Annotated in this window: 23 protein-coding genes; 10 read left to right on the top strand and 13 right to left on the bottom strand. The window is 71.9% G+C overall.

Annotated elements, in window-relative coordinates; genetic code table 11:
• Positions 1-121: 121 nt before the first annotated feature.
• From ACTMMA_RS14140 to ACTMMA_RS14125, 4 genes are all read right to left on the bottom strand, one after another.
• Entirely contained in the window at positions 122-505 is a 384-nt protein-coding gene (locus ACTMMA_RS14140) for a TraR/DksA family transcriptional regulator (RefSeq protein WP_441190780.1), read from the bottom strand.
• A gap of 49 nt (positions 506-554) precedes the next feature.
• Positions 555-752: a hypothetical protein gene (locus tag ACTMMA_RS14135; RefSeq protein ID WP_441190779.1), complete on the bottom strand. Its 198-nt coding sequence runs from the start codon at positions 750-752 to the stop codon at positions 555-557.
• 384 nt (positions 753-1136) lie between these two features.
• Positions 1137-2054 carry a universal stress protein gene (locus ACTMMA_RS14130; protein ID WP_441190777.1) on the bottom strand — a complete coding sequence of 306 codons (918 nt, stop codon included), beginning with the start codon at positions 2052-2054 and terminating at the stop codon, positions 1137-1139.
• 333 nt (positions 2055-2387) lie between these two features.
• Positions 2388-2993 carry a tetratricopeptide repeat protein gene (locus ACTMMA_RS14125; protein WP_441190775.1) on the bottom strand — a complete coding sequence of 202 codons (606 nt, stop codon included), beginning with the start codon at positions 2991-2993 and terminating at the stop codon, positions 2388-2390.
• 20 nt (positions 2994-3013) lie between these two features.
• Here ACTMMA_RS14125 and ACTMMA_RS14120 point away from each other — a divergent pair, with 20 nt between their 5' ends.
• Together ACTMMA_RS14120 and ACTMMA_RS14115 are read left to right on the top strand one after the other, a co-directional pair.
• Positions 3014-3787 (top strand): TMEM164-related integral membrane acyltransferase, encoded by a 774-nt coding sequence (locus tag ACTMMA_RS14120; RefSeq protein ID WP_441190774.1) that lies wholly within the window; start codon positions 3014-3016, stop codon positions 3785-3787.
• A 42-nt stretch (positions 3788-3829) separates the two neighbouring features.
• Positions 3830-4591 carry a TSUP family transporter gene (locus ACTMMA_RS14115; RefSeq protein ID WP_441190773.1) on the top strand — a complete coding sequence of 254 codons (762 nt, stop codon included), beginning with the start codon at positions 3830-3832 and terminating at the stop codon, positions 4589-4591.
• A gap of 33 nt (positions 4592-4624) precedes the next feature.
• Here ACTMMA_RS14115 and ACTMMA_RS14110 read toward each other — a convergent pair whose 3' ends face one another.
• Positions 4625-4966, bottom strand: a complete 342-nt coding sequence (locus ACTMMA_RS14110; protein WP_441190771.1) for a DUF2200 domain-containing protein — start codon at positions 4964-4966, stop codon at positions 4625-4627.
• Between the two features lie 329 nt (positions 4967-5295).
• On the opposite strand from ACTMMA_RS14110, the gene ACTMMA_RS14105 reads away from it, so the two are divergent.
• Positions 5296-5772, top strand: coding sequence for a SixA phosphatase family protein (locus ACTMMA_RS14105; protein WP_441190769.1), 477 nt, complete (start codon positions 5296-5298; stop codon positions 5770-5772).
• On the opposite strand, the gene ACTMMA_RS14100 is transcribed toward ACTMMA_RS14105, so the two are convergent.
• Positions 5735-6958, bottom strand: a complete 1224-nt coding sequence (locus ACTMMA_RS14100; protein ID WP_441190768.1) for a WD40 repeat domain-containing protein — start codon at positions 6956-6958, stop codon at positions 5735-5737. The genes ACTMMA_RS14105 and ACTMMA_RS14100 overlap by 38 nt on opposite strands.
• A 104-nt stretch (positions 6959-7062) precedes the next feature.
• On the opposite strand from ACTMMA_RS14100, the gene ACTMMA_RS14095 reads away from it, so the two are divergent.
• Positions 7063-8193, top strand: coding sequence for an aminotransferase class V-fold PLP-dependent enzyme (locus ACTMMA_RS14095; RefSeq protein ID WP_441190766.1), 1131 nt, complete (start codon positions 7063-7065; stop codon positions 8191-8193).
• Between the two features lie 86 nt (positions 8194-8279).
• On the opposite strand, the gene ACTMMA_RS14090 is transcribed toward ACTMMA_RS14095, so the two are convergent.
• Both ACTMMA_RS14090 and ACTMMA_RS14085 read right to left on the bottom strand, forming a co-directional pair.
• A complete protein-coding gene (locus tag ACTMMA_RS14090) occupies positions 8280-9479 on the bottom strand; it encodes a winged helix DNA-binding domain-containing protein (protein WP_441190765.1) in 1200 nt (399 codons plus the stop codon).
• Between the two features lie 20 nt (positions 9480-9499).
• The gene (locus tag ACTMMA_RS14085; RefSeq protein WP_441190763.1) at positions 9500-9892 is read right to left on the bottom strand and encodes a PH domain-containing protein; all 393 of its coding nucleotides are present in this window, start codon (positions 9890-9892) and stop codon (positions 9500-9502) included.
• A gap of 57 nt (positions 9893-9949) precedes the next feature.
• Here ACTMMA_RS14085 and ACTMMA_RS14080 point away from each other — a divergent pair, with 57 nt between their 5' ends.
• A complete protein-coding gene (locus ACTMMA_RS14080) occupies positions 9950-12721 on the top strand; it encodes a DEAD/DEAH box helicase (RefSeq protein WP_441190761.1) in 2772 nt (923 codons plus the stop codon).
• Positions 12722-13091: 370 nt separating this feature from the next.
• Here the strand turns inward: ACTMMA_RS14080 and ACTMMA_RS14075 are convergent, their stop codons facing one another.
• The 3 genes from ACTMMA_RS14075 to ACTMMA_RS14065 are packed head-to-tail and all read right to left on the bottom strand — an operon-like array spanning position 13092 to position 15645.
• Positions 13092-13487: a type II toxin-antitoxin system VapC family toxin gene (locus ACTMMA_RS14075; protein ID WP_441190760.1), complete on the bottom strand. Its 396-nt coding sequence runs from the start codon at positions 13485-13487 to the stop codon at positions 13092-13094.
• A complete protein-coding gene (locus ACTMMA_RS14070; RefSeq protein WP_441190759.1) occupies positions 13484-13762 on the bottom strand; it encodes a type II toxin-antitoxin system VapB family antitoxin in 279 nt (92 codons plus the stop codon). Before ACTMMA_RS14070 ends, ACTMMA_RS14075 begins: the two co-directional genes overlap by 4 nt.
• Positions 13759-15645: a hypothetical protein gene (locus ACTMMA_RS14065; protein ID WP_441190758.1), complete on the bottom strand. Its 1887-nt coding sequence runs from the start codon at positions 15643-15645 to the stop codon at positions 13759-13761. The genes ACTMMA_RS14070 and ACTMMA_RS14065 overlap by 4 nt, the downstream gene beginning before the upstream one ends.
• Positions 15646-15761: 116 nt before the next feature.
• Here ACTMMA_RS14065 and ACTMMA_RS14060 point away from each other — a divergent pair, with 116 nt between their 5' ends.
• A complete protein-coding gene (locus tag ACTMMA_RS14060) occupies positions 15762-17117 on the top strand; it encodes a hypothetical protein (protein WP_441190757.1) in 1356 nt (451 codons plus the stop codon).
• Between the two features lie 42 nt (positions 17118-17159).
• Here the strand turns inward: ACTMMA_RS14060 and ACTMMA_RS14055 are convergent, their stop codons facing one another.
• Positions 17160-18533, bottom strand: coding sequence for a short-chain fatty acid transporter (locus ACTMMA_RS14055; protein ID WP_441190755.1), 1374 nt, complete (start codon positions 18531-18533; stop codon positions 17160-17162).
• A 256-nt stretch (positions 18534-18789) separates the two neighbouring features.
• Between ACTMMA_RS14055 and ACTMMA_RS14050 the strand changes: the two genes are divergently transcribed.
• On the top strand, positions 18790-19344 hold the full coding sequence (locus ACTMMA_RS14050) for a DUF305 domain-containing protein (RefSeq protein WP_441190754.1): 555 nt from the start codon (positions 18790-18792) through the stop codon (positions 19342-19344).
• A 12-nt stretch (positions 19345-19356) separates the two neighbouring features.
• Here the strand turns inward: ACTMMA_RS14050 and ACTMMA_RS14045 are convergent, their stop codons facing one another.
• Positions 19357-19857, bottom strand: coding sequence for a DUF421 domain-containing protein (locus ACTMMA_RS14045; RefSeq protein ID WP_441190753.1), 501 nt, complete (start codon positions 19855-19857; stop codon positions 19357-19359).
• 337 nt (positions 19858-20194) lie between these two features.
• Between ACTMMA_RS14045 and ACTMMA_RS14040 the strand changes: the two genes are divergently transcribed.
• The 3 genes from ACTMMA_RS14040 to istB all read left to right on the top strand — a co-directional run bounded on the left by ACTMMA_RS14040 (position 20195) and on the right by istB (position 22671).
• Positions 20195-20383, top strand: a complete 189-nt coding sequence (locus ACTMMA_RS14040; RefSeq protein WP_441190752.1) for a hypothetical protein — start codon at positions 20195-20197, stop codon at positions 20381-20383.
• 96 nt (positions 20384-20479) lie between these two features.
• Positions 20480-21829: a Mu transposase domain-containing protein gene (locus ACTMMA_RS14035; protein WP_441188762.1), complete on the top strand. Its 1350-nt coding sequence runs from the start codon at positions 20480-20482 to the stop codon at positions 21827-21829.
• A complete protein-coding gene (istB, locus tag ACTMMA_RS14030; protein ID WP_441188763.1) occupies positions 21826-22671 on the top strand; it encodes an IS21-like element helper ATPase IstB in 846 nt (281 codons plus the stop codon). Before ACTMMA_RS14035 ends, istB begins: the two co-directional genes overlap by 4 nt.
• Positions 22672-22732: the final 61 nt, after the last annotated feature.

The following is a 22732-nucleotide window of genomic DNA, read 5'->3' as shown; positions in this document are numbered from 1 at the left end:
TGGTCGACACCCGGCGCAACGCTTTCCAGTGAGGCTGGCCGCAGAAACGGTTGTCATGCGCTTCGTGTCTCTGGGGGCGGAGCGGCACGAGGAGCCACGACGGTAAAGGCCGGCGGGGGGCTCAGCGCCGGGGTGGACGGCTGGTGGCGTGCTCGACGCAGGTGCGGGCGGTCGGTCGGGCCTCAAGGCGCGCGGCCGGGATCGGCTCGCCGCCGACCTCGCAGAGGCCGTAGCTTCCGTCGGCGACGCGGCCCAGTGCGGCGTCGATCTCGGTCAGCTGCTCCCTCGCCCGGTCGGTGAGCGCGGCGAGCTGGGCGCGCTCGAAGGCGATGGTCTGTCCCTCGGGGTCGTGCTCGTCGTCGGCGTTGGAGTCGCGGGAGGCGTCGAACAGCTTGGTCATATCCTCGGCCATCCCGGCAACGCTGGCGAGCAGGGTCGCGCGCTCCTCGCGGAGGCGGGCTGCAGCTGCTGCGAGCTGGTCGTCGTCGTACGTGTGCTCGGGCATGCCCCATCATCGGCCACCTGCGCGCATTCGACCTGGGTGGGGCAGCCGATCAGCGGGCGCTGAGCTCCTCCTCCCGGGGTGCGCCGCGCCCCGGCTCGACCCGGTCCAGGGCCACCAGCACGGCCGCGGTGAGGGCGAGCCCGACCAGCGGGTGGAGCGGACCGCCGACGGCGGCCAGGAGGAGAAGCAGCCGCGGCACCCAGCCGCAGGTGGAGGCGGGCGTCGACGGCCCGCCAGGCTGCCGCATACGTCCCGATCAGGAAGAGCGCGAGGCCCGAGCCGAGTGCGGAGGAGCGCGAGCCCCTCTCGACACGGCGTCGCATTCCTGCCAACGCAGGCACGGCTGGGGACGCTGTGGTGGCGGCGTGGTGGCGGGCCGGTGCGCTTCGAGCACTCACGCGAGGGGCAGGTCCCGTCTGACAGAGCCGGGCCACCGTCCGGGTCACGGTTGCCGGGCTGCCAGCGGTTCATCGCCATGAGCACCAGGTCGGGCCCGTCCTCGAGGTAGGCCACGGCCACGCCCCGGGTCTGGCCCGAGCGTCGGCCGGTCGTGGTGAGATCCTCGGAGGGGCCCTTTCGCTCACGGGACGATCACGGCGAAGGCTGGTCGCACGGGCCAGACCTTCCGGTGTCAAACTGCTGTCAACCCCGGCACGACGATGACCGGCACGGGGGAGTGGCGCAGGATCTTGGCGGCGCTGGAGCCGAGGAAGACCTGGGCGAGGCGGTGGCTGGAGCTCGAGCCGAGGACGAGGAGGTCGCCACGTCCCCAGTCCAGCCGGTCCATGGCGCCGCCCCAGCTGCCCGCCACCACGGTCAGGCACTCGACCTCGTCGTCGGTGAAGCCTTGCTCGGTGAGGTGGTCGCGGGCCCGGGCCTGCTCCTCCTCGGCGCGGGCGACCCAGGACCGCAGCACCGGGTCCTCCGCGCGGGGGACGCCGGAGGTATACATGCCGCCGCGGCGGATGGCGAAGGTGACGACCCGGATGGACGACTGGGTCTCGCGCACGATGCCGGCGACGCGGTCGAGCAGGTTCCAGGTGGTGTCGTCGCCGCGGAAGGCGACGGTCGCCCTCGTGACCGTGGCAGCTTCGCCGGCGCGGTAGCCGCGCGGGGCGATCGCGACCGGGACGGGGGAGGAGTGCAGCAGTCGGTCGGTCTTGGACGTGACGGCGACCTGTCCGGTCGCCACCTCCTCCCCGGAGCCGACCACGACGAGACCGGCGTCGAGGGCGTCCACCCGGTCGAGCAGGGCCTGCGGCACGGAGCGCGCGCTCACCCAGCTCGCGGTGGCCTCGACGTCGGGGTGGGCGGCCAGCCGCTCCAGCGCCTCCACCGCGCACGCCTGCCCCTCCTCGACCGCCCAGCGGCGGAACTCGCGGTCGGTGTCCCCGGCGACGGCGGTCGGCCAGCCCTGCGGCACGACGGTCAGCGCCTCGACGGGGGAGCCGTAGGCGCGAGCCAACTGGCAGGCCAGCTCCAGCGGCCCCTCGTCGTCCTTGTGCGGCCGGTAGCCCACCACGAAGGCCGGAGAATCAATCGTCCGCACTATAGCCATAGTGGCCCAGGAGGACACTCCTGAGCATGGGACCACTGACCTGGATGCGGTTGGTTGGGGAGCAGGTCCTCATGGCTCAGGCTCCCGTTGGGGTGGCGCTTGGGCGCCGACCCCCGGCACGCGTGACGGCCCGGTCCGGGCCATGACCGGCGGAGCGGACTGCGTGCTGGCGGTCAACGGCTGGGGCATCGCCTTCATCTCCGTCGAAACCGGTGACCCCGACGTGGTCGCGCGTGACTGCCAGCGCCTTCGTGTTCTTGAGGTCGGATGGATCAGGGGGGCTAGCACAAGAAGGTGCTGGGAGAGCCTCGGCGAGGCGGCGCGTCAGTCGCCGAGCCAGTCCGGGTTGGCTCGCCGCTCCTCGAGGATCTGCTCGGCCCATCGGTCGTCGTCGTCGCGCGGCATCCCCATGCCGTCGCGCATCCGGAGGCGGACGACGTAGAGCGACTGGCCCTCGAAGCTGTCCTCGATCCCGAACTGCTCGGCCACCAGGATCCCGCGGGTGATCCACGCCAGGGCCTGCCGGTCCTCCTGCGCCTCCTCCATGATCTCGGCCATTCGCAGGTAGGTGTCTAGCTCGGCACTGTCGGCCCTGCGCAGCTCGTTGGCCCTGACCATCGCCTCGTCGCGGCGGCCGGCCTTCATGAGCAGGGCGACGGTCTCGGCGCGCGGGTCGGGCTGGACGATGTTGTCGCCGGCGGCCCAGGCCTGCTCAAGCAGCTCCAGCCCGCGGTCGAGGTCACCGGCGTGCTCAAAGCACTCGGCCGCGCAGATCAGCATGTCCGCCACCCCGTAGACGTCCTCCGCGTGAGGGTCGCGGCTCAGCTGGACGAAAGCCTCGCCCAACCGGCGCTCGCTCTTAGGGTCACGGATGTCTCGCCCCGCCTCGAGCGCGTCGAGGCGGTCGTCGGTCAGCGGCTCACGGCTCATGCCTCCAGTATCCTCCCCCCGTGACGACCCGCCACGGTGACGCGACCGGATCGCCCGTGGCACCGCATACCCGATCGGTCCCCGCCCGCGCCCGGAGCATCCTCGACCTCGACCCGCCCATCCTCGAGCTGGGCGGGCCCGACCACCGCGCCTACCTGACCTTCTACCTGACCCTGCTGGTCCTGCTGGTCAGCAAGCGCGACTGGGTGCGGCGGCGGCGCGAGCTGATGGACCGGATCCTGACCGGCACGATCGTGGTGCAGCAGACCACGCTCTACGGCTGGCACCTGGCCCGCGGCGACAGCTGGGACGAGGCCCTGCCGCTGCATATCTGCCGCATCTCGACCCTGCTCGGGCTGGCGTGGCTGCTGACCGAGAACGACGACTCCATGCAGCTGCTCTTCTACCTGGGCCTCTACGCCTACCCGAGCCTGCTGGTGCCGCTCGACATCGCCACCGCCGACACGATGGCGGGGTGGAACTTCGCGGTCAACCACGTCATGACGGTGCTCCTGCCCATCTACGCGTGCATCGTCGACGGCTGGGTGCCCACGCGCGCCGGGGCGGTCAAGGCGTTCGCGGCGTTCGTCGCCTACCTGGGCGTGGCCGAGGCGACCAACCGGCGCACCGGCGGCAACTACTACTACCTGCGCGACAAGCCGTTCCTGCGGCACTGGTCGCACCGGCGCTACCTGGTGACCGCGGCGGGCGTGGGTGCCGGTCTCTTCGGGGCGGCGTATGCGGTCTCCCGGCTCGTCCTTCGCCGTCGCCACGGGCTCGGGCCGGCTGTCTGACCCCGCGGCCGCCGGCCCGCCGCTGCCTGCTTTGATGGGCCGGTGACCCTGTCCCTGACCGCCGCCGCCCTGGTGCTGTTGGCGGTCTTCGTCGGGGTCGGGCTGCAGCGGGTGTCCGGGACCGGGGCCGGGCTGGTGCTAGCGCCGATGCTGACCCTGATCATCGGGCCGGCCAGCGGGGTGCTCATTACGAATATCACCACGGCCATGTCCTGCGTGCTGCTGACCTGGGCGATGCGCCGGCACATCGAGTGGCGCAGGGCGCTGTGGATCATCGCCTTCGTGCTGCCCGGGGCGTTCCTGGGGGCGTGGGTCGTCGGCGAAGTCTCGCTGGCGTGGCTGCAGGTGCTGGTCGGCGGGCTGGTGCTCCTCGCGATCGGGACCATCGTGCTGGTGGCGTGGCTGGGACGGCTGCCGCACTACGACCGGCCGTGGATCGGGCCGGCGTCCGGGCTGTTGGGCGGGGCGCTCAACACAGTGGCCGGCGTCGGCGCACCCCCGATGGTGATCAACGCCCAGCTGACCCGGTGGGAGCACCGGTCGTTCGCCGCGACCGTGCAACCGGTCTTCCTGACGATGGGGATCTCATCCGTCGTGGCCAAGCTGACGATGGACTCGGTGCGCGCCGAGCTCCCGCCGGTGTGGCTGCTCCCCGCGGCCCTGGTGGCCGTCCTGGTCGGCATCGGGGTGGGCGCGCTGGTGGCGCGCAGGGTCAGCGGTGTCGTCGCCGGCCAGGTGGCCCTGGCGCTGGCCGGTCTGGGCGGGGCGATCGCCCTCGTGCGCGGCCTGCTGGAGCTCTTCTAGCCGCGGCCGGCTCCTGCGAGTCCGACCTGGAGGTCAGGAGCGCAGCACCTTCTCCATCGGCCGACCCTTGGCGAGCTCGTCGACGAGCTTGTCCAGGTAGCGGATCTGCTGCATCAGCGGGTCCTTGACCTCCTGCACCTTCACCCCGCAGACCGAGCCGGTGATCAGCGAGGCGCCCGGGTTGATCGTGGCGTCGGCGAAGAAGTCCTCGAAGGTCGTCCCCTGCTCCAGGTGCCGGTCCAGCTCCGCCTCGTCGAAGCCGGTGAGCCACTCGATGACCTGGTGCAGCTCGGCGGTGGTGCGGCCCTTCTTCTCGACCTTGGTCACGTAGTGCGGGTAGACCGAGGCGACGCTGGTCGTGAAGATCCGGTGCATGACGGAAGCGTAGACCAGCGTCCCGGAGGTGGGGTCTGACCAAATCTTGACCTTCCGCATACCCGCACCTGACCCTGCCCGCCTAACATGGCACGAGCACCTCGGAGCAGCGGCGCTCACGGCTCCACGCCCGGCTCCGGAGGGTATGCACCCCCTCGGCGGCTGTCTCGGCCGGCGGTCGGAGGGGGCCGGCCGAGCAGCCGACGGCGGTGAGATACCTTCCACCTGCGGTCCCGATCGTGGGGCCGGTGAACCCCGAGTGAAAGGTGTGGCTGATGTCGCACGGCCCTGGTGGGCGCGTGATGCGTGCGGTTGGTGGAGACTGGGGTATGGCCCCGCGCACCCTGATCCTCATGCGGCACGGCAAGTCGGACTGGTCCCAGCCCGTCTCCGACCGTGAGCGCCCGCTGAACGAGCGTGGCTGCAGGCAGGCCGGCGAGGCCGGTCGCTGGCTCGAGCACAACATCGGCCGGATCGACCTGGCCGTCGTCTCACCCGCCCGCCGCGCCGCCGACGCCTGGGAGCGGGCCTCCGCGCAGCTGAGCTCCTCGCCGCCGGTGCGGGTCGAGGAGGCTGCCTACACCTTCGACGGGCTCGACCTGCTGGCCCTGGTGCGGTCGCTGGGCGAGGAGCAGACGGTCGTGCTGGTCGGGCACAACCCCGCCTGCGAGGAGCTGCTCGAGCTGCTCTCGGGCGAGGGCGCGGTGATGAAGACCTCAGCCCTGGCCGTGATGGAGATGGCCAGTTGGCGCTCGTCCGGGCATCTGGTCACCCACGGGCGGCCGCCGCAGCGCCGCGCCGTCTGACGCGGCGCAGGACGAACGCCAGACCGGCCAGCGCCGCCAGCGCCAGGCCGCCGACCGTCCACGGGAGCCAGCCGGAGGCGCCGTAGTCGGGGTCACCGGCCTCGCGCGTCTGGACCGGGGTGGACAGGTCGGTCGCGATCGAGGCCTCCAGGACGGTCTGCCCGTCCTCGGGCGTGAGCGTGGTGACCGGGGTGATGGCGCGGGTCGCGAGGTCGAGCTCGTCGAGCCGCCAGGTGCCGTCCTCGGCCGTCGACGTGACCAGGACCGTCTCGTCGTCGAGCCAGGAGTGCACGGCCAGGTCACCTTCGACCTCGATCCGCTCCGGCTCGGCGTCGGGGTCGGTCAGCGAGGTGATCCGCACCGTGTCCCGGCCGCTGGTCACGACGCGCTCACCGTCCGGGCTCACCGCGGCGGCCCCCAGGTCCCCGGAGAGGGAGATGGGGTCACCCACCTTCTCCAGCGTCTCCGTCGAGAAGCGCTGCGCCTGGGACTGGCTAGCCTTGACCAGGACCTCCTCGCCGTTGGGCACGACGGTCAGCCCCATGGCCCGGTCGAACGAGTGCACCCGGATCGCGGTGGCGTCCTCGAGGTCGACCCGCTGCCACTCCCAGTCGTCGAAGGTGGTGCTGCCGGAGTCGTTCGGCGCGGCGGCCCGGGCCATCACCCACAGCCAGCGGCCCTGCGGGTCGAAGGCGACCGGGATGCCGGAGGTCACGTAGGACAGCGAGGCCTCCCGCTTCTCGCCGGTGCCCAGGTCGATCAGGGCGATCGTGCCGTTGCGGTGCCGGGCGCCGACGGCGAGGGTGCGGCCGTCGGGGGACAGCAGCATCGGGGCGGGCCGGCCCCGGTCGGCCGAGGTGCTTCGCGCCGCCGCCTCGTCAACCGTCCGGTAGACGTCCTCGCTCGCGGCCAGGACGAGCGGCGTGCCGCCGGGCCTGGGGCCCTCGGTCGTGCCGACGGTGTAGGCGATCGCGGCTGCACCCACCGGCGACCTCTCGACCGAGACCGTGCGGTCCGGCACGGTGGCCATCGTGTCAGGCCACACCGCCCCATCGCCCGCCGTGTCCTCTGCCGTGCCCGCCGCTGTGTCCGCCGCTGCCGCCGCCACCGTTGAAGATCCCGCCAGGAGCAGGACGAGGGCCAGAGCGAGCAACCGGTGCAGGACGGGCGGTGCGGCGGAGGACATGTGCTTGTTTGTATCAAAGGTGCGCCAGACCTTCGCCTCGGGCGCACGAAGGTGCCTGGCACCGCATACCGTCGACAGGAGGTGGCTGTGGGACAGTTGGAGGCATGCAGCTGCCCCGCCCCGAGATCGACCCTGACGGCCTCCTCGAGTACTCCGTGGTCTTCACCGACCGCTCCCTCAACCACATGTCCCAGCGCTTCGTCGGCGTGATGCAGGAGCTCCTGGAGATCCTGCGCAGCACCTACGGCGCGCGGTCGGTGGCGCTGGTGCCGGGTGGCGGGTCCTACGCGATGGAGTCGGTCGCGCGCCAGGTCGCCACCGACAAGCGTGTGATGATCCTGCGCAACGGGCTGTTCTCCTACCGCTGGACCCAGATCGTGGAGGCGGGGCGCGTCACGCAGGACGTGACCGTGCTGCAGGCGCGGCCGGTCGACGACTCGCCGCAGTCCGCGTGGGTGCCGGCGCCGATCGAGGAGGTCACCGCCCGGATCGAGCAGGTGCGCCCCGAGGTCGTCTTCGCCCCGCACGTGGAGACCGCCTCCGGGATGGTCCTGCCGGACGACTACCTGCGCGCGGTGGCCGAGGCCACGCACGCCGCCGGTGGCATCTTCGTCCTCGACTGCGTCGCCTCCGGGCCGCTGTGGGTCGACATGGCCGAGCTGGGCATCGACATCCTGGTCAGCGCGCCGCAGAAGGGCTGGAGCGGCAGCCCGAGCACCGGCTACGTGATGCTCGGGGACGCCGGGCTGGAGGCCGTGCGGGCCGGGACCTCGACCAGCTTCGCGCTCGACCTGGCCGCCTGGCTCGACGTCAGCGAGGCCTATGTCGAGGGCAAGGCGCCCTACCGCGCGACGCTGCCCACCGACGCGATCCTGCACAACACCGAGATCGCCCGCGAGACCGTCGAGCGCGGCCTGGACACCCTGCGCAAGTCCCAGGAGGACCTGGGCACGGCCGTGCGCGCGCTGCTCGCCGAGCGCGGGTTCGCCTCGGTGGCCGCGCCGGACTACGCCTCGCCGACCGTCGTGGTCGTGCACGCCGACGACCCCTCGATCCAGACCGGTGCCGCCTTCAAGGAGGTCGGCCTCCAGGTCGCCGCCGGCGTGCCGCTGTTCTGCGGCGAGGGCGAGGAGTGGTCGACCGTGCGCCTCGGCCTCTTCGGCCTGGACAAGCTGGACGACGTCGACGGCACCATCGAGCGTCTGGCGGCCGCGCTGGACACGATGGGGCGCTGACCGCACCCCTTCCCGGAGCGTCGACACGGTCTGCTCCCCACCGGCGACACGGTCCGCTCCCCACCGTCGACACGGTCTGCCGCCCGTCAGGGCAGGGGCTGGCCCTTCATCAACGCCGACTTGTAGACGTTGGTGATGATCGCCCCGTCGAGCCAGGCCGTGAGCCGGTCGGCCTGGACCTGGAGCGCGGCCCGCGCCTCGTCGCCGGGATCGGCGCCGGGCACGAGGACGACCTCGACGACCCCGTCGGGATCCTGCAGCCACGCGCCCACGATCTGACCGTCCCACCACGCGGTCGTCCCGCCGTTGCCGTTGGTGTCGAAGAGGTAGGGCCGCCTGGCCGGGTCCAGATAGAACTCGCGCTCCTTCCAGCCCATCGTCGTCGGGTCCAGCGTCGGCAGCAGAGCGGCCCACGGCTCGACGGTGGGCGTCGGCTCGAGGTCGTCGGCCAGGGCCCAGCCGGTCCGGCCCCGCTCCAGCGAGACCTCGACGGCACCGACGTCGGCCAGCGCGGCCCGCACGGCCGTCTTGGTCGAGCCCAGCCACCACTGGATGTCCTCGGTGGTGCCGGGGCCGTAGGTGTGCAGCCAGGAGGTGACGAGAGCGGCATAGCCGACCTCCTGCGGCAGCGGGTCGGGCCGCTCGCCGAGCCAGGTGCGCATGAGCGTCCACGTGGGCCGGGTCGTGCGCCAGTGCCCCTCGTTGTGGGCGCGGGTGAGCAGGCCTTCGGCGCCGAGGGTGGTCAGGACGCGCGGGCCGATGCTCGTCGTGCCGGACCACTTCGTCCCCGCGCCGTAGCTCATGCGCCCCTCCAGCTCGGGCAGCTCCTCGCGCAGCTGGCGCGCGGTGCGAGGGGTGCCGTCGGCGAGCCGGTCGAGCACGGCGGCGGCCGCGGTCGCGAGCCAGGCTGCTCCGTCCTCGGCGATCCCGTGGGCCTGGACGTCCTTGGCCAGCAGCCGGCGCTGCTCGGTCGCGACGCGTGCCGAGGCGCTGCCCAGCGCAGCAGGCAGCAGCTCGCGCGGGAAGGCGAAGAGCGTGCGGCGCATCGCCAGCTGCTTGACGATCGAGCGTTCCTCGTAGAGCTCGCGGTCGACGTCTGCCGGGCCCGCCAGCCCCGTGCGGGCGTGCACCGACAGGTGGACCGTCGAGGCCTCGGTGGCGTGCAGGACCGTCATCGCCCGCGCGGCGTCCAGGGCCGTGCCGAGGCGGTGGGCGGGGTGGATCGCGTGCCGGACCGCCAGGCGGTGGCGGCGCTCGCGGTCGTCGAGGTGGGGGAGTGTGGCCATCGCTGCGTGCTTCCTGGACCTCAGCGTCCGCGGAGGGCGCGGCGGACTTCCTTGACCTGGGATCCGGCCACGCCCGGCAGCTCGACGCGCCGACCGTTGCGCAGGACCGCGACGGCGCCGTTGCGGGCGGGATCCTCCTCGACCTTGCTCACGTCGGCGGCGGGGAGCTGGTGCTGGCGGACGCCGTCGTGCACGGTCAGGCCGTCGCGGGAGGCGCTGGTGCTGCCCCCGGAGCGCAGGTAGATCCCCACCAGCAGCGCCACCACGACCACCCGCAGCACCAGGCCAAGCAGGTCCTGCTCGGGCGGAACCCCACCGCGGGTGTAGCGCCACAATCCCTGCCCGACGATCAGCAGCAGCGCGAACAGCACGGTCCAGGCCAGGCCTTTCGGTCGGTGGCGCACCCAGGTCATCCCGCAAGACTAGATGGGCGGGGGTGTGAGGGTGGGGGCGACTAGGGTCGGTCTGACATGGACGGACCGGACCGGGCGCGGCTGCGCGAGGCGTTGGAGGCGGCCGAGGCGCTGGTGCCCGGGGCGCGGGAGGTCCATGCCCACCGGGCGGCCACCCACGCCGCCGCCGCGGAAGCCGCCTCGGTGCTGCGCGCGCGGCTCGCGGACCTGCATCTTCCGGGTATGCCGCATCTCCAGGCGGTCCCGCTCGGCACCGGGGACGACGACCGGCTGGGTCACCTGACGGCCGCGGCGACGCTGCTGCCGCTCTCTGCCGACCAGGACGCCCTCCTGCGCGACCTCGCCGAGCAGGTGCCCCGCGACATCGCCTCGGCGCGCCGCCTCGGCCTGCTGCGCAGCCTGTTCCTGGGCCGCCGTGGGCGGGAGGACGCGGAGGGCGCCGCGCGTCGGTTGATCGCCGGCAACGCCCGGTGGGGCGACGACATCACCGCCCAGCTCCTGGGCCAGCTGCGGGGGCAGACGCGCGAGCCCGCCCTGCCCGTCCCGGTCGAGCAGATCTTCGGCGGGCGGGTGGCGCTCGGCGACCACCTGCGGCTGATCAGCCCGTCGGGTGACCTCGTGCCGGTCTCCGACCTCGCCGGCCTGCCTGCCGCGGTCGGGCTGCTCGCGGGCCTGATCACCGACGAGCAACGGGCACGCCAGCGGGTGCTCGACGCGGCGGAGGCCGTCCGCTCGGCCGAGGCCACCAGGCTCCTGGAGGGTATGCCGCTCGACCGCCTCCGCGAGGCCACGCGCGAGCGGTTGCGGGTCGGCGCCCTGACCGAGGCCGGACTGCGCACCGTCCAGGACGTGCTCACCTGGGGCGAGCGGATCCGGGCGATCCCCGGCGTCGGGGAGGTCACTGGTCTGCGGATGCTCGGTGCGGCCGCAAGCCTGCACCGGATGGCTCGGGAGGACGCCAAGGTGGAGCTCGACCCGCACCGCAGGAGCGGTGAGGGGGCGGAGCTGCTGGCGGCACTGCATACCTGGGAGGTCGTGCGGCAGGGCGCGAAGGCGACGGATGTCGTCGGGATGGCCCAGGCACTGCAGCCGCTCACCTCACGGATCGGGCCGGCGACGACGCACGTCGCGGTCGTCGGGCCGGGCTCGCCGGGGCAGCTGCTGCGCGAGGTGGCCGGCCCGTTGCTCGAGCGGGCGGCCGAGCTGCGGGGCTCCCTCGACGAGGCGGGGCGGGCTGACCCGTGGGACGACTTCGTGGCCCGGCCGACCGACTACCTGGCGCTGCTGTCCGAGCTGGGGCTGATCGAGGAGACCGGTGTCGCCGGCGACCTGCCCGAGGACCTCATCGAGGCGGTCCGGGCGCAGGAGCTGGATGCCACGCACCTCACCGTGTCGCTGCGCGGCTACCAGAGCTTCGCCGCGCGCTTCGCCCTCGTCCAGCGCAAGGTGCTGCTGGGGGACGAGATGGGGCTGGGCAAGACGATCGAGGCGTTGGCGGTGCTGGCGCACCTGGCCGCGGAGGGCTCGCGGTGGTTCCTCGTCGTGTGCCCAGCGGCCGTGGTCAGCAACTGGGTGCGCGAGATCGACCGGCGCACGACCCTGCCGTCGCGGCGGTTGCACGGGGCGCTGCGGGAGGAGGCTCTGGAGGCGTGGCGGCGCGAGGGCGGGGTGGCGGTGACGACCTACTCGACGCTGCGGACCCTGGGCGAGGGGCTGGCCGGGTTCGAGCTGGACGCGCTGGTCGTGGACGAGGCGCACTACGTGAAGAACCCGTGGGCCAAGCGGTCCCAGAGCGTGGCCGCCCTGGCCCGACGCACCGGGCAGGTCGTGCTGCTGACCGGGACGCCGTTGGAGAACCGGACGGGGGAGTTCGCGGTGCTCGTGGACTATCTGGACCCCGAGCTGATCGCGGGCAGGGAGCTGGGGCCGGCGGAGTTCCGCAGTGCCGTGGCGCCGGTCTATCTGCGGCGCAACACCGAGGACGTGCTCGTCGAGCTGCCCGACCTGGTCGAGGTCGAGGAGTGGATCGAGCTGTCCGCGGCGGATGAGCAGGCCTATCGGGACGCCGTCGCGGAGGGGAACTTCATGGCGATGCGTCGGGCGGCGTTCGTCGCCGGGATCGGCACGGGGACCGGCACCGGCACGGGCACCGGCGACATCGGCGAGGGGCCGGGGTCCGTGGTCGGGTCCGCCAAGCTGGAGCGGCTGGTCGAGATCGTGCAGGAGGCGGAGGAGAACGGTCGGCGGGTGCTGGTCTTCTCCTACTTCCGCGACGTGCTGGACCGGGTGGTAGAGGCCCTGCGGGCGGCGGACGACTCCCCGATCTTCGGGCCGCTGACCGGGTCGGTGCCGGCGGCGGAGCGGCAGCTGGTGGTCGACGAGTTCAGCGCCGCGCCGCACGGGGCGGCGCTGGTCGCGCAGATCCAGGCCGGTGGCGTCGGGCTCAACATCCAGGCCGCCTCGGTCGTGGTGATCTGCGAGCCCCAGCTCAAGCCGACCACGGAGTGGCAGGCGATCGCCCGGGCCCGGCGGATGGGGCAGCTCGAGTCGGTCCAGGTGCACCGCCTCCTGGCCGAGGACAGCGTCGACGAGCGTCTGGTCGAGCTGCTGGCCGGCAAGACCGAGATCTTCGGCCGCTACGCCCGGGTGAGCGAGACCGCGCAGGCCGCCCCGGAGGCCTACGACATCAGCGAGGCGGACCTGGCGCGGCAGGTCATCGAGGCCGAGCGGCAGCGGCTGTTTCCGGGGGACACGGTCACCGAGGCCGAGCGGCGGCGACTGTCTCCCGAGGGGGCGCCCGCCGAGCCGCCCTCTCCATCGTCGGCCTGAGGAACGCTCCGCCCTCACCGCCGACACGGCTCCGCCATCACCACCGGCAGGGTCATGTGAAGTCAGGGTTGTGCGGGGAAATCCACGTCGAAAACGTGGATCTCGCAGCACAACCCTGACTTCACCAGCCGCACAACCCTGACTTCACCCAGGACGAGGCATCCGCCCGGTCCTGACCGCGATCCGCCCGGTCGTGAACGCGCCAAAGGGTCAGCCCAGCGGACACAGCCCAGGAGCACGCCGTCCCGGAAGGGCGGCCCACCCAGCCCCGGACCCCACGTCCTCCGCCGCCAGCACGTGCACGTCCTTTCGCGGCGTTTTCCCTGGAAACCCACGAAAAGTGGGGCACGGGTCGACTCGCGAGGGGGTCTCAGCGCACCGCGCTGGCCACTCCGGCGAGAGAAAAGTCCTGACCCACGAAGAGGAGTGGCAGGCCGGTCTGGCGATGCAGCGCGTAGGCATAGCAGTCACCCATGTTCAGCTTCGCGGGGTGGCCGCTGCCCTTTCCGAAGTCCCGGTAGGCGGCGCGCGCGATCGCCCACTGCTCCTCGTCGAAGGGGACGACGCGGACCTCCAGCGCGGCCAGGAGGTCGTCGAGGCGGCGCTGCTGCTGAGGGGCGTGCCGGCTGTCCAGGACGATCGAGGCCTCGAGAGCCGTGCCCGCGCTGAGCTGCAGGTCGTCGCTGGCTGCGGCTGCGGCAAGGAGGCCCTCGCCCTCCGGCTCGCGGAGCAGGATCGCGACGAGGGCTGAGGTGTCGAGGATCACCGGGGGAGTCCGTGCTCGTCGTAGAGCCACTCATCGGCGTTGAGGATGCGCTCGCGGTCCTCCGGCCGCAGATCAGCCGCGTAGGCCGCACAGATGCCGGTCACCAGGTCGATGCGGGCCTTGGCGGCAGACCCGGCACCGCCCCGCTCCCTGGCGAGCTCGTCGAGGCGGCGGCGGACAGCGTCCTCCACGGCCGAGGTCTGGCTCTGGCCGGTCTGCTGAGCCAGCTGCCGCACCAGCTCGTGGGTGCGTGGATTCTTGATGTTCAGGCTCATGGTAGAAGTCTACCCTGGCGGACTGATGCATCTACCGTCGCACTTGGCCGGTCACCCGTCCCATCGTCTAGGCTCCAGTCGCGGGCCCGGATGACGCCGGCTCGCTTGGAGCTGACGGTGAGCTCGGGGTGGAGCACCCGGTAGCTCGCATCGTCGCGGTCGCGCCAGCCGAGGCTGTGCAGGAGCAGGTTGCCGCGGTCGGCGACGGTGCCGCTGACGCCGACCCGCTCGAGCAGGTCACCGACTGACATCTCGCCGCGATAGCCGGCGAGCTCGTTGATGCCCGTCATCACCCACAGGAGGGCCCCGGCCGTCCGCCCCACGACCTTGGCCCGTGAGAACAACCTCGGGTCGGCCTCGCAGAGCTTCCTGGTCATCCGCCGCAGCGCGGTGCGGGCCTCGGTGCCACCGACCTCCATCGCGACCGGCTCGGCGAGCTCCAGCGCGGCCTCGAGGTGGTCGCGGACCCGGTCGGGCAGGTCCTCCGGCAACGACCTTGGCTCGTCGGGCAGGGGGTCGTCATCGAGGTCCTCGAGGATGGCCGGGTCGCTGAAGCGCTCTGCCAACCAAGGGCTGCCGTCCCCGAGCCCACTTCCGGCCAGGAGGCGCGCCATCGTCTCGGCGACCCCCGGCGGCGGCTCACCCGCGAGCAGCTCCCTCAGCTCCGGCTCGTGGAGATCCACCGCGTCGAGGGTGTCCTGGGTGAGCTCGTCGGGGATCCCGGTGACGCTGTGGATGTGCCGGATCCAGCCGCGCAGCACGTCGGGCAACAGCTCCCGGCTGCGCTCGCCGATCGCAACGGCCTTGCGCGGCCACAGGTCGAGCATCACGATCTCGACGGTGGTGGGAGACACCCGTTGGATGCCGTCGTTGCCGAAGAAAGAGTCGTGGATCCACAGCAGCAGGTCCGCCACGTCCAGCTCGGCGCCGTCCTTCGCCCAGGCCCAGTGATCGCTGGCCACGAAGTTGGCGAGCAGGCTGTCGCGCCGCGCGTCCGCCTCGGCGGCCCACGCCTCGAAGTCCTCCTCGGCCAGCGGGGCTTCGGCCTCCGCCGGTGCCGCCGGCAGCTGCGACAGGACGTGCTCGAGCAGGGTGAGCGTCGCCGGCCAGGTGTCGCCGTCCGGCCGCGGCACCATCATGAGGGCGTGCTGCACGGCGGCGTCGAGGATGCGGCCTGCCTCGGCCAGGTGGAGGGGCGAGATCGACAGCCACGTCCCGAGATCGATGCTCTGCATGTGCCCCGAGTAGCCCTCCAGGCCCACCGGGACGGTGAAGGCGTCCTTGACCCAGCTGCCCGCGTTGTGGTCGACGAGCACCACCAGCACGCTGGTCCCGCCACCGGGCATGGCCAGCTCGAGGGCGACGTTCTCCCCGTCACCTAGGGGGTCGCTGAGGAGTGCGGCACGCACCGGCGCGAGCGCCTCGAGGTCGTCCACCCACGCCGGACCAGGTATGTGGCGGGGCTGCCTCCGGCGGACCCGTCGCCGCAGCGCGTCGTCGGGGCTGAGGTGCGCCATCACGCGGCACAGGAGCTGCGTCTCCCAGGCGGGGATGCTCATCAGCGCCTCGACGAGCTCCTCGGTCGGGGCGCTCGGCTCCTCCCGGGAGAACGGGTCCTGCAGCCTGGCGTCGCCGGTGACGTGGATGGTGCTCGCGAGGGAGATCAGGTCGAGCGGCTCGGGTGAGGACGCCGCCGCGCGCACCGCCTCGACCAGCGAGCCCGGCCCGTCCAGCTCCGGCGGGATGGTGCGGCTGGGCGGCGGGAGGCCCGGCCCGACGGAGCGCTCGCCCGCCGTGCCACCGACAGCGTGGAGGTGTCGCCCTCCGGCTCCCGCCCGACGCCGCTGCCGGCGCGCGTTCTTGTCAGCTCGGCGTCTGCTCATGGTCCGAATCTAGCCGGGCCGCCGCCACGGCAGCCTCGTCGCGTGCGAGCAGGGCGCGACGATGGCCGTCGAAAGGCTCTTGCCGTCCCCTCGCCCCGGCCTGGGAGGATGGGCAGGTGAACGAACCGACCGACTACCTCCAGCTGGTGGAACGTGTCCGCGCGTGGGCTGATCGCAAGAAGTTGACGCTGGACGATGACCTGCTCGAGGAGATGGTGAGGCTGCGCGAGACCCACGACGGGCTGGCGCCGGGCGTGTGGCCGGCCGGCAGCGTGGAGCACCTCCTGCTGGTGCGCTGGCCCGGCCACGGCAGCCGCGAGCCGGACCCGGAGGCGATGGGCACCACCCTGGAGACGCTGTGGCGCTATCTGCGCGGCCACGGTCAGATGGCCTTCGAGTCGGCGCCGCCGAAACGGCTCGCGCTGGAGTTCCGTCGCGCCGTTCCGCGGATGGGGGAGCGCTACGACGACCCCCAGGCGCAGGGCATCAACCGGCAGCTGCTCGCCTTCGGCAAGGAGCTCGGCCTCGACGCGACGAGCGCCGGATCTGCCGAGGAGCTGCAGCAGATGCTCGACCGGATCGTCACGGCGTGGAACGCGCAGTCGATCGACGAACGGCTGGAGCGTTCACCCCGCGGGTCGGGACCCGCGCCCTTCGGAGCCGAGCAGCTCCTCCTGTCTGCCGCGGGGCAGGAGGTGCAGCGCGACGAGCGGATCATGATGTCCGACCCGGCGGCGTCGGCGCCCTACGCGAGGTCGGCGCCCTTCCTGCGCCGTGCCCTCGAGCTGGCCCGGTGGATCGGCGAGGGCAAGGAGACGACTGCCAAGGAGGTGCTCCGACCCCAGGTGGCTCGAGCGGCATACCGCGAGCTGGGGTTGGTGGGGACCTGTCGGGGGGTATGGGGCATGCCCGCCGCCGAGCGGGCGGCGGCGATGGCCGACCCGGCACGGCGCGCCGAGATCGAGGGCGAGCAGCTCGACGAGCGGTGGCGCCGCAGCGCGATGGACATCCCCGAGCTAGACCAGCTGTGGCTGGCGGCGATGGCCGGGCGGCTCGTCGAGGTGCGCGGCCGCAAGGCCGTGGGTCTGCCGGAGCTGCCGCAGGACGCCGAGGAACTGGTGCCGCTCGTACTGCACATGGCCGCCACGGTGCTGATCCAGCAGCGGCCGCGATGGGACCTGCCGGAGATCATCTTCGTGCTGCTGCCGCTGGCCATGGACGATGCCGAGTGGACCACCCGCGAGGAGCTGGCCGACGCCTGGTGGACCAACCCGCGCAACACCATCTTCGGCGAGGCCAGCGCCTATCCGAACCGTGAGCAGAGCGACGAGGGCATCCGCTGGGCCGTCGCGTTCCTCATCGACCTCGGTGCCATCGTCGAGGACCGGGAGCGGCTGGTGCCCACCCCGCTGGGGCACGACCTGGCGCTGGTGATGGTCAAGATGCTGGAGACCGGGGATCTGGAGACCTGAGGTGAGGGAGGCGGAGCCCGGACCTCGGGCTCGCCCCGGTGGTCACACGCCGGTGCCCAGCAGCAGCATCGCGCCCACAAAGACGACACCCGTGGTCAGCATCACCATGACGGTGTAGCCGAGGATGTCGCGGATCTTCAGCTTGGCGATCGCCAGCAGCGGCAGGGCCCAGAAGGGCTGGATCATGTTGGTCCACTGGTCGCCGTAGGACAGCGCCATGATCGCGACCTCGGGGTCGACTCCCAAGGTCTCGGCGGCCTGCAGCAGGACCGGCCCCTGCACGGCGACCTGGCCGCCTCCGGACGGGACGAAGAAGTTCACCAGGCCGGCGGACAGGAAGGCGAGGACGCCAAAGGTCGCAGGGGAGGCCACCGCCACGATCGACTCGGACAGGATCGTGATGAGGCCGGTGCCGCCCATGATGCCCATGATTCCGGCGTAGAGCGGGAACTGGAGGAGGATCTCACCGACGTTGGAGGCGGCGCGCTTGGTGAGCTCGATGATCTCGAAGGGATTGCGCACCATCAGCAGGCACAGGGTCAGGAAGGACCAGTTGACGATGTCGAGCGTGACAGCGCCGCCGTCACGGAAGTGCAGGAAGAGATAGGCCAGGAGCAGCAGGCCGGGGATCAGGGTGACCAGGCGGGAGGCGTCGAGCCGGTCCGCAGGGGTGTCCACGTCGTAGACGATCTCGTCCTCGGCCATCTGGTGCTCGGGCATCTCGATGACCGAGGCGGGGCTCTTGGGAGCCATCATCGCGATGGTCGCCGCGACGACGATCACGGCCACCAGCGCAGTGATCATGTTCCACGCGGAGAACGTCGTCTGGGTGATGGACAAGGGGGTGCCCAGCTGCTCGGCGACGAAGCTGTCGGGCGTCGCGGCCACGAGGGGGGCCGACCCGGAGTAGCCCATGTGCCACACGACCATCCCGGTGTAGCCGGCTGCGACCAGCAGCGGGAAGTGCCGGGGCTCGCCGCGGCGACGGCCCTGCGCGGCCACCTCCTTGGCCAGCAGCGCGCCCACCACCAGGCCGAGGCCCCAGGTGAAGAGGGCCGCGATGCAGGTGACGAGCGCGACGAAGACGTAGGGCATCACCCGGCCGCTGGGGATGGCGGCCAGCCGACGCAGCCCGGCACGCACGGGGCCGGTATTGGCCAGGATGTAGCCCAGCAGCAGGATCAGGGCCATCTGGGTCATGAAGGCCAGCAGTCCCGAGAGCCCGTCGCCCCAGGCCTTGACGATGTCGCCGGGGCCGGAGTCGGTCAGGATCAGCGCGCCGGCCATCACCACCACAGTCAGGACGATCGCGAAGACCAGGGCGGAGGGGATGAACCGCTCCACGAGGGTGTTGAGCGGGCGCATGAACCGGGCGCCGCCGCCGGAGGATCGGTCCTGCGTGGTCGGAGTGCTCATCGTCGAGTCCTTCGGTCTGGGTCGGGTTGGCCTCTGGCATATCAGGTATGCGGTGCCAGGCCCAGTCGCCGCGCCGCGATCGGCCAGTCCACCGGGTCGTCACCCACGGCCGGCCGACCCGCGGCGCAAGGGGAGAGTAACCTGCGTTCCCTGAGTCTCGGGCCTGGATCTTGGTGACGGCGCATTCGCAGGGCGGGGGCCGACGCCCGGGTGTAGCGTCGGCAGCGTCCCTCCACCCCTGACGGAAGGCCCGATGATGTCCCACCCCACCCCCGGCCCGGCCCACGATCGCGATGACGACCACGACCACGGCACCGAGCCCCACCACCAGCAGGATCACGCGCAGCACGACGGGGACAAGGGCCACGGCAAGCACGGCTCCTACCTGCGCTTCTTCGCCATGATCCTCTCGGCGGCGGTCGTCATGTATGTCGTGATGTACCTCAACACCTACTCCTGGAGCCACGCCTACTGGAGCTGGACGAGGTTCTTCATGACGATGATGTCGACCGCCACGATGATGCTCATCATGCTGGGCTTCATGATCCACATGTACAAGGACAGGGCCAAGAACCTGGCGATCGTGGCCGGCGCGGTCGTGCTCTTTGGGGCGGGGCTGCTCCTCGTGCGGTCCCAGGCGACCGTCGGCGACGACGCGTGGATGCGCGCGATGATCCCGCACCACTCGATCGCGATCCTCACCAGCGAGCGGGCCGACCTGGAGGACCCGCGTGTGCAGCAGCTGGCCCAGGAGATCATCGAGGCCCAGGAGCGTGAGATCGCGGAGATGAAGTCCTACCTGGACGAGTGAGCCCAGGCGTGCTCACCCTGTCAGCACGCTGATCGAGCCGCCCGACTCCAGCACCGCGAGGCGCACCCCGCCCACGTCGTCGAGGCCGGCCTGCCGCACGTGCTGGTCGAGGATGGCCCGCGACACCCGCGCTCTGCGCATGGCGCGTTCCTGGATCACGCCGCGCTCGACGAGGACCACCGGGTCGTTGTCGGCGGCGTCCTGCGCTCCTCGCCAGCGGGCGCTCCCCCCGGACACGACGAACTGGAGGAGCACCAGGACGAGCAGAGCCAGCGAAGCCTCCACGATGCTTCTGCCGAGGATCGCACTGGCCACCAGCGACCCCGCAGCCACGTTGGTGAGGAAGTCGTAGGAGGTGAACGAGGCGAAGGTCCGCGTCCCGAACGTCCTGGCCAGCACCAGGATGAAGGTGAAGAGCAGAACAGTGCTGAGCGTCACCCTGACCACGAGCTGCGCGCTCCACCCCGCCTCGGGGGTGAGGATCTCGAGCAGGGCAGAGGCGATGGTGTCCATGGGTCCTCACGCTGCCAGGACGGGGGAGACGGCGCAGGCCGAGCGTGAACCACATGACCGAGCGCTGGGGCCAGCGAGGGCTCGGGTGCCGACGGCCTGCTGGTTCTCTCCGGCACCTCATACCTGTAAGTGGGTAGGTGTGCTCAGTCGATCTGCAACTCGCCCATCCCGTCCCCCCGTCGCCGTCGACCTGGCGGGAGACGATCTTGGGGGTGGCGGTGATGCGCGGGCGCATCGTCTAGATCCCCTCCTTGAAGTGGGGGCTGGCATCGTGGTGACACCGGCGCACCACGTCAAGCGGCGATGAGTTCACGGCGCTGAAGCGGTCGAACCCTGCATGAGGACACTCGCGATCACCCAGAACATGACCCTCGACGGCCGCATCGAGATGCTTGGTGAGTGGTTCGACCCCGGCGACCAGGATCCGGATCTGATCGCCGCCACCTCGGCGCTGGCCGAGCGGGAGGAGATCCTGCTGCTCGGCCGTGACGGCGCTCAGGTGAATCTCCCCAGTTCTGCTCACTGAAATTCCCCACCCTGTGGCCCCATCCGGGGACGGGCGGGGCTCCTTCGATGATGGCGGTCTCTGACCACACGCCTACTCGAAGGAGCCCCTCGTCCCATGCTGTCACGGGAGGAAGACATCGAAGTTCACGCGTTGGCCCGGCAGGGCTGGACGATCTCAGCGATCGCCCGGCATCTGGGTCGGGACCGTAAGACCATCCGCGCCTACCTGCGCGGAGACCGGGCCGCGGGCGTCCGCAAGCCGGCGGGGCAGGACCCGTTCGAGCCGTTCGTGGACTACGTCCGCGCCCGGCTGGCCGAGGACCCGCACCTGTGGGCGATGACCCTGTACGACGAGGTCGTCGAGCTGGGGTACGACAAGGCCTACTCCACCTTCACCCGGCAGGTCCGCACCCGCGGGCTGCGCCCGCACTGCGAACCGTGCGCCGGCACGAAGGGCCGCCCGGCGGCGGTGATCGAGCACCCACCGGGTGAGGAGACCCAGTGGGACTGGGTCGAGCTGCCGGACCCGCCCGAGCACTGGGGCTGGGGCACCAAGGCGTTCCTGCTCGTCGGTGCCCTGGCCCACTCCGGCCGGTGGCGCGGCGTGCTGTGCCCTTCGATGGACCAGGCTCACCTCATCGGCGCCCTCGACCGCGTGACCAGAGCGCTCGGCGGGCTCACGCGCTCGTGGCGGTTCGACCGGATGGCCACCGTGTGCCACCCGGCCACCGGGCGTGTGTCCGCGTCGTTCGCCGCGGTGGCCAAGCACTACGGCGTCGGTGTGGAGATCTGCCCGCCGCGGCGCGGCAACCGCAAGGGCGTGGTGGAGAAGGCCAACCACACCGCCGCCCAACGCTGGTGGCGCACCCTGGCCGACGAGGTCACCGTGGAGCAGGCGCAGGCGTCGTTGGACAAGTTCTGCACCACCCGTGGCGATGCCCGCATGCGGCCCGGCGGCCCCGACGGGAAGGCCTCCGTGCTCACCCTCGCCGCCAAGGAACCGCTGGCCCCGGTCCCGACCGTCCCGTTCCCCGCGTCGATCACCGAGGAGAGGGTCGTCTCGGCGCAGGCGCTGGTGGCCTGGCGCGGCAACTTCTACTCCGTCGCCCCCGAGCTCGCCCGTGCCCAGGTGACCGTCACCTGGCGCCTGGGCAGCACGCGCATCGACATCGCCACCACCTCCGGGACGGTGATCGCCCGGCACGAGCTCGCCCCCGACGGTGCTGGCGTCATGGTCCGCGAGCACGCCCACGTCACCGCGCTCGAGGCGCGCGTCCTCGCCGGGCACGACGCCTCTGTGCCGCACCGGCGCAAGGAACGCATCCCACCCGGCCCCGCAGCCCAGGCAGCCGCGCAGGCGCTGCGCGCCCGCCACCAACCCGAGCCCGCCACCACCGCGGACGTGGTCATCGACCTGTCCGCCTACGACAAAGCAGCCCGAGGAAGGAACACCCTGACCCGATGAACACCACACCCACGACCGCGACGACGACCGAGGCGCTGCCGGCGCCGATGATCACCAGCCAGGCGTCGACCTACCAGCAGCTGCGCTCCCACCTGGCCGCGTTGAAGCTGCACGCCGCCGCCGAGCACCTGCCCACCGTCCTGGCAACCGCCGCCGAGCAGGGGTGGTCGATGACCGCGACGTTGGAGCACCTGCTCGCCCGCGAGGTTGAGGCGACCGAGGCCCGCAAGCTCGCCGGCCGGCTCCGGTTCGCCTCACTGCCCACCCCGGCCACCCTGGCCGACTTCGACTTCGACGCCGCCCCGAACGTCGACCGCAAGCTCATCGACGAACTGGCCACCTGCCGGTACCTGGAGTCGGCGACCAACGTGCTGCTCATCGGCCCGCCCGGCGTCGGCAAGACGCACCTGGCCGTCGGCCTGGGCCGGGCCGCGGCCGAGGCCGGGTACCGCACCTACTTCACCACCGCCGCCGATCTGGCCGCCCGGTGCCACCGCGCCGCGATCGAAGGACGCTGGGCCACCACCATGCGCTTCTTCGCCGGCCCAACCCTGCTCATCATCGACGAGCTGGGCTACCTGCCGCTGCCCGGCGAGGCCGCCTCCGCGCTGTTCCAGGTCGTCTCCCAGCGCTACCTCAAGACGTCCATCGTGCTCACCACCAACCGCGGCGTCGCATCCTGGGGCGAGGTCCTAGGCGACAGCACCGTCGCCGCAGCCATGCTCGACCGGCTCCTGCACCGCTCCGTCGTGCTCAACCTCGAAGGCGACTCCTACCGGCTGCGCGACCACCACGCCCGCCAGGGCACCCTGCGAGCCGCCACCCGCCAACCCCTACACTGACCACCGCCCAAGGTGGGGAAATTCAGTGAGCATCACTGGGGAACTTCGACGAGCCTCGTCA

It is taken from the genome of Ornithinimicrobium panacihumi (assembly GCF_052073805.1).
GTDB lineage: Bacteria > Actinomycetota > Actinomycetes > Actinomycetales > Dermatophilaceae > Ornithinicoccus > Ornithinicoccus panacihumi.
This window is presented reverse-complemented; position numbering and strand designations above follow the sequence as displayed.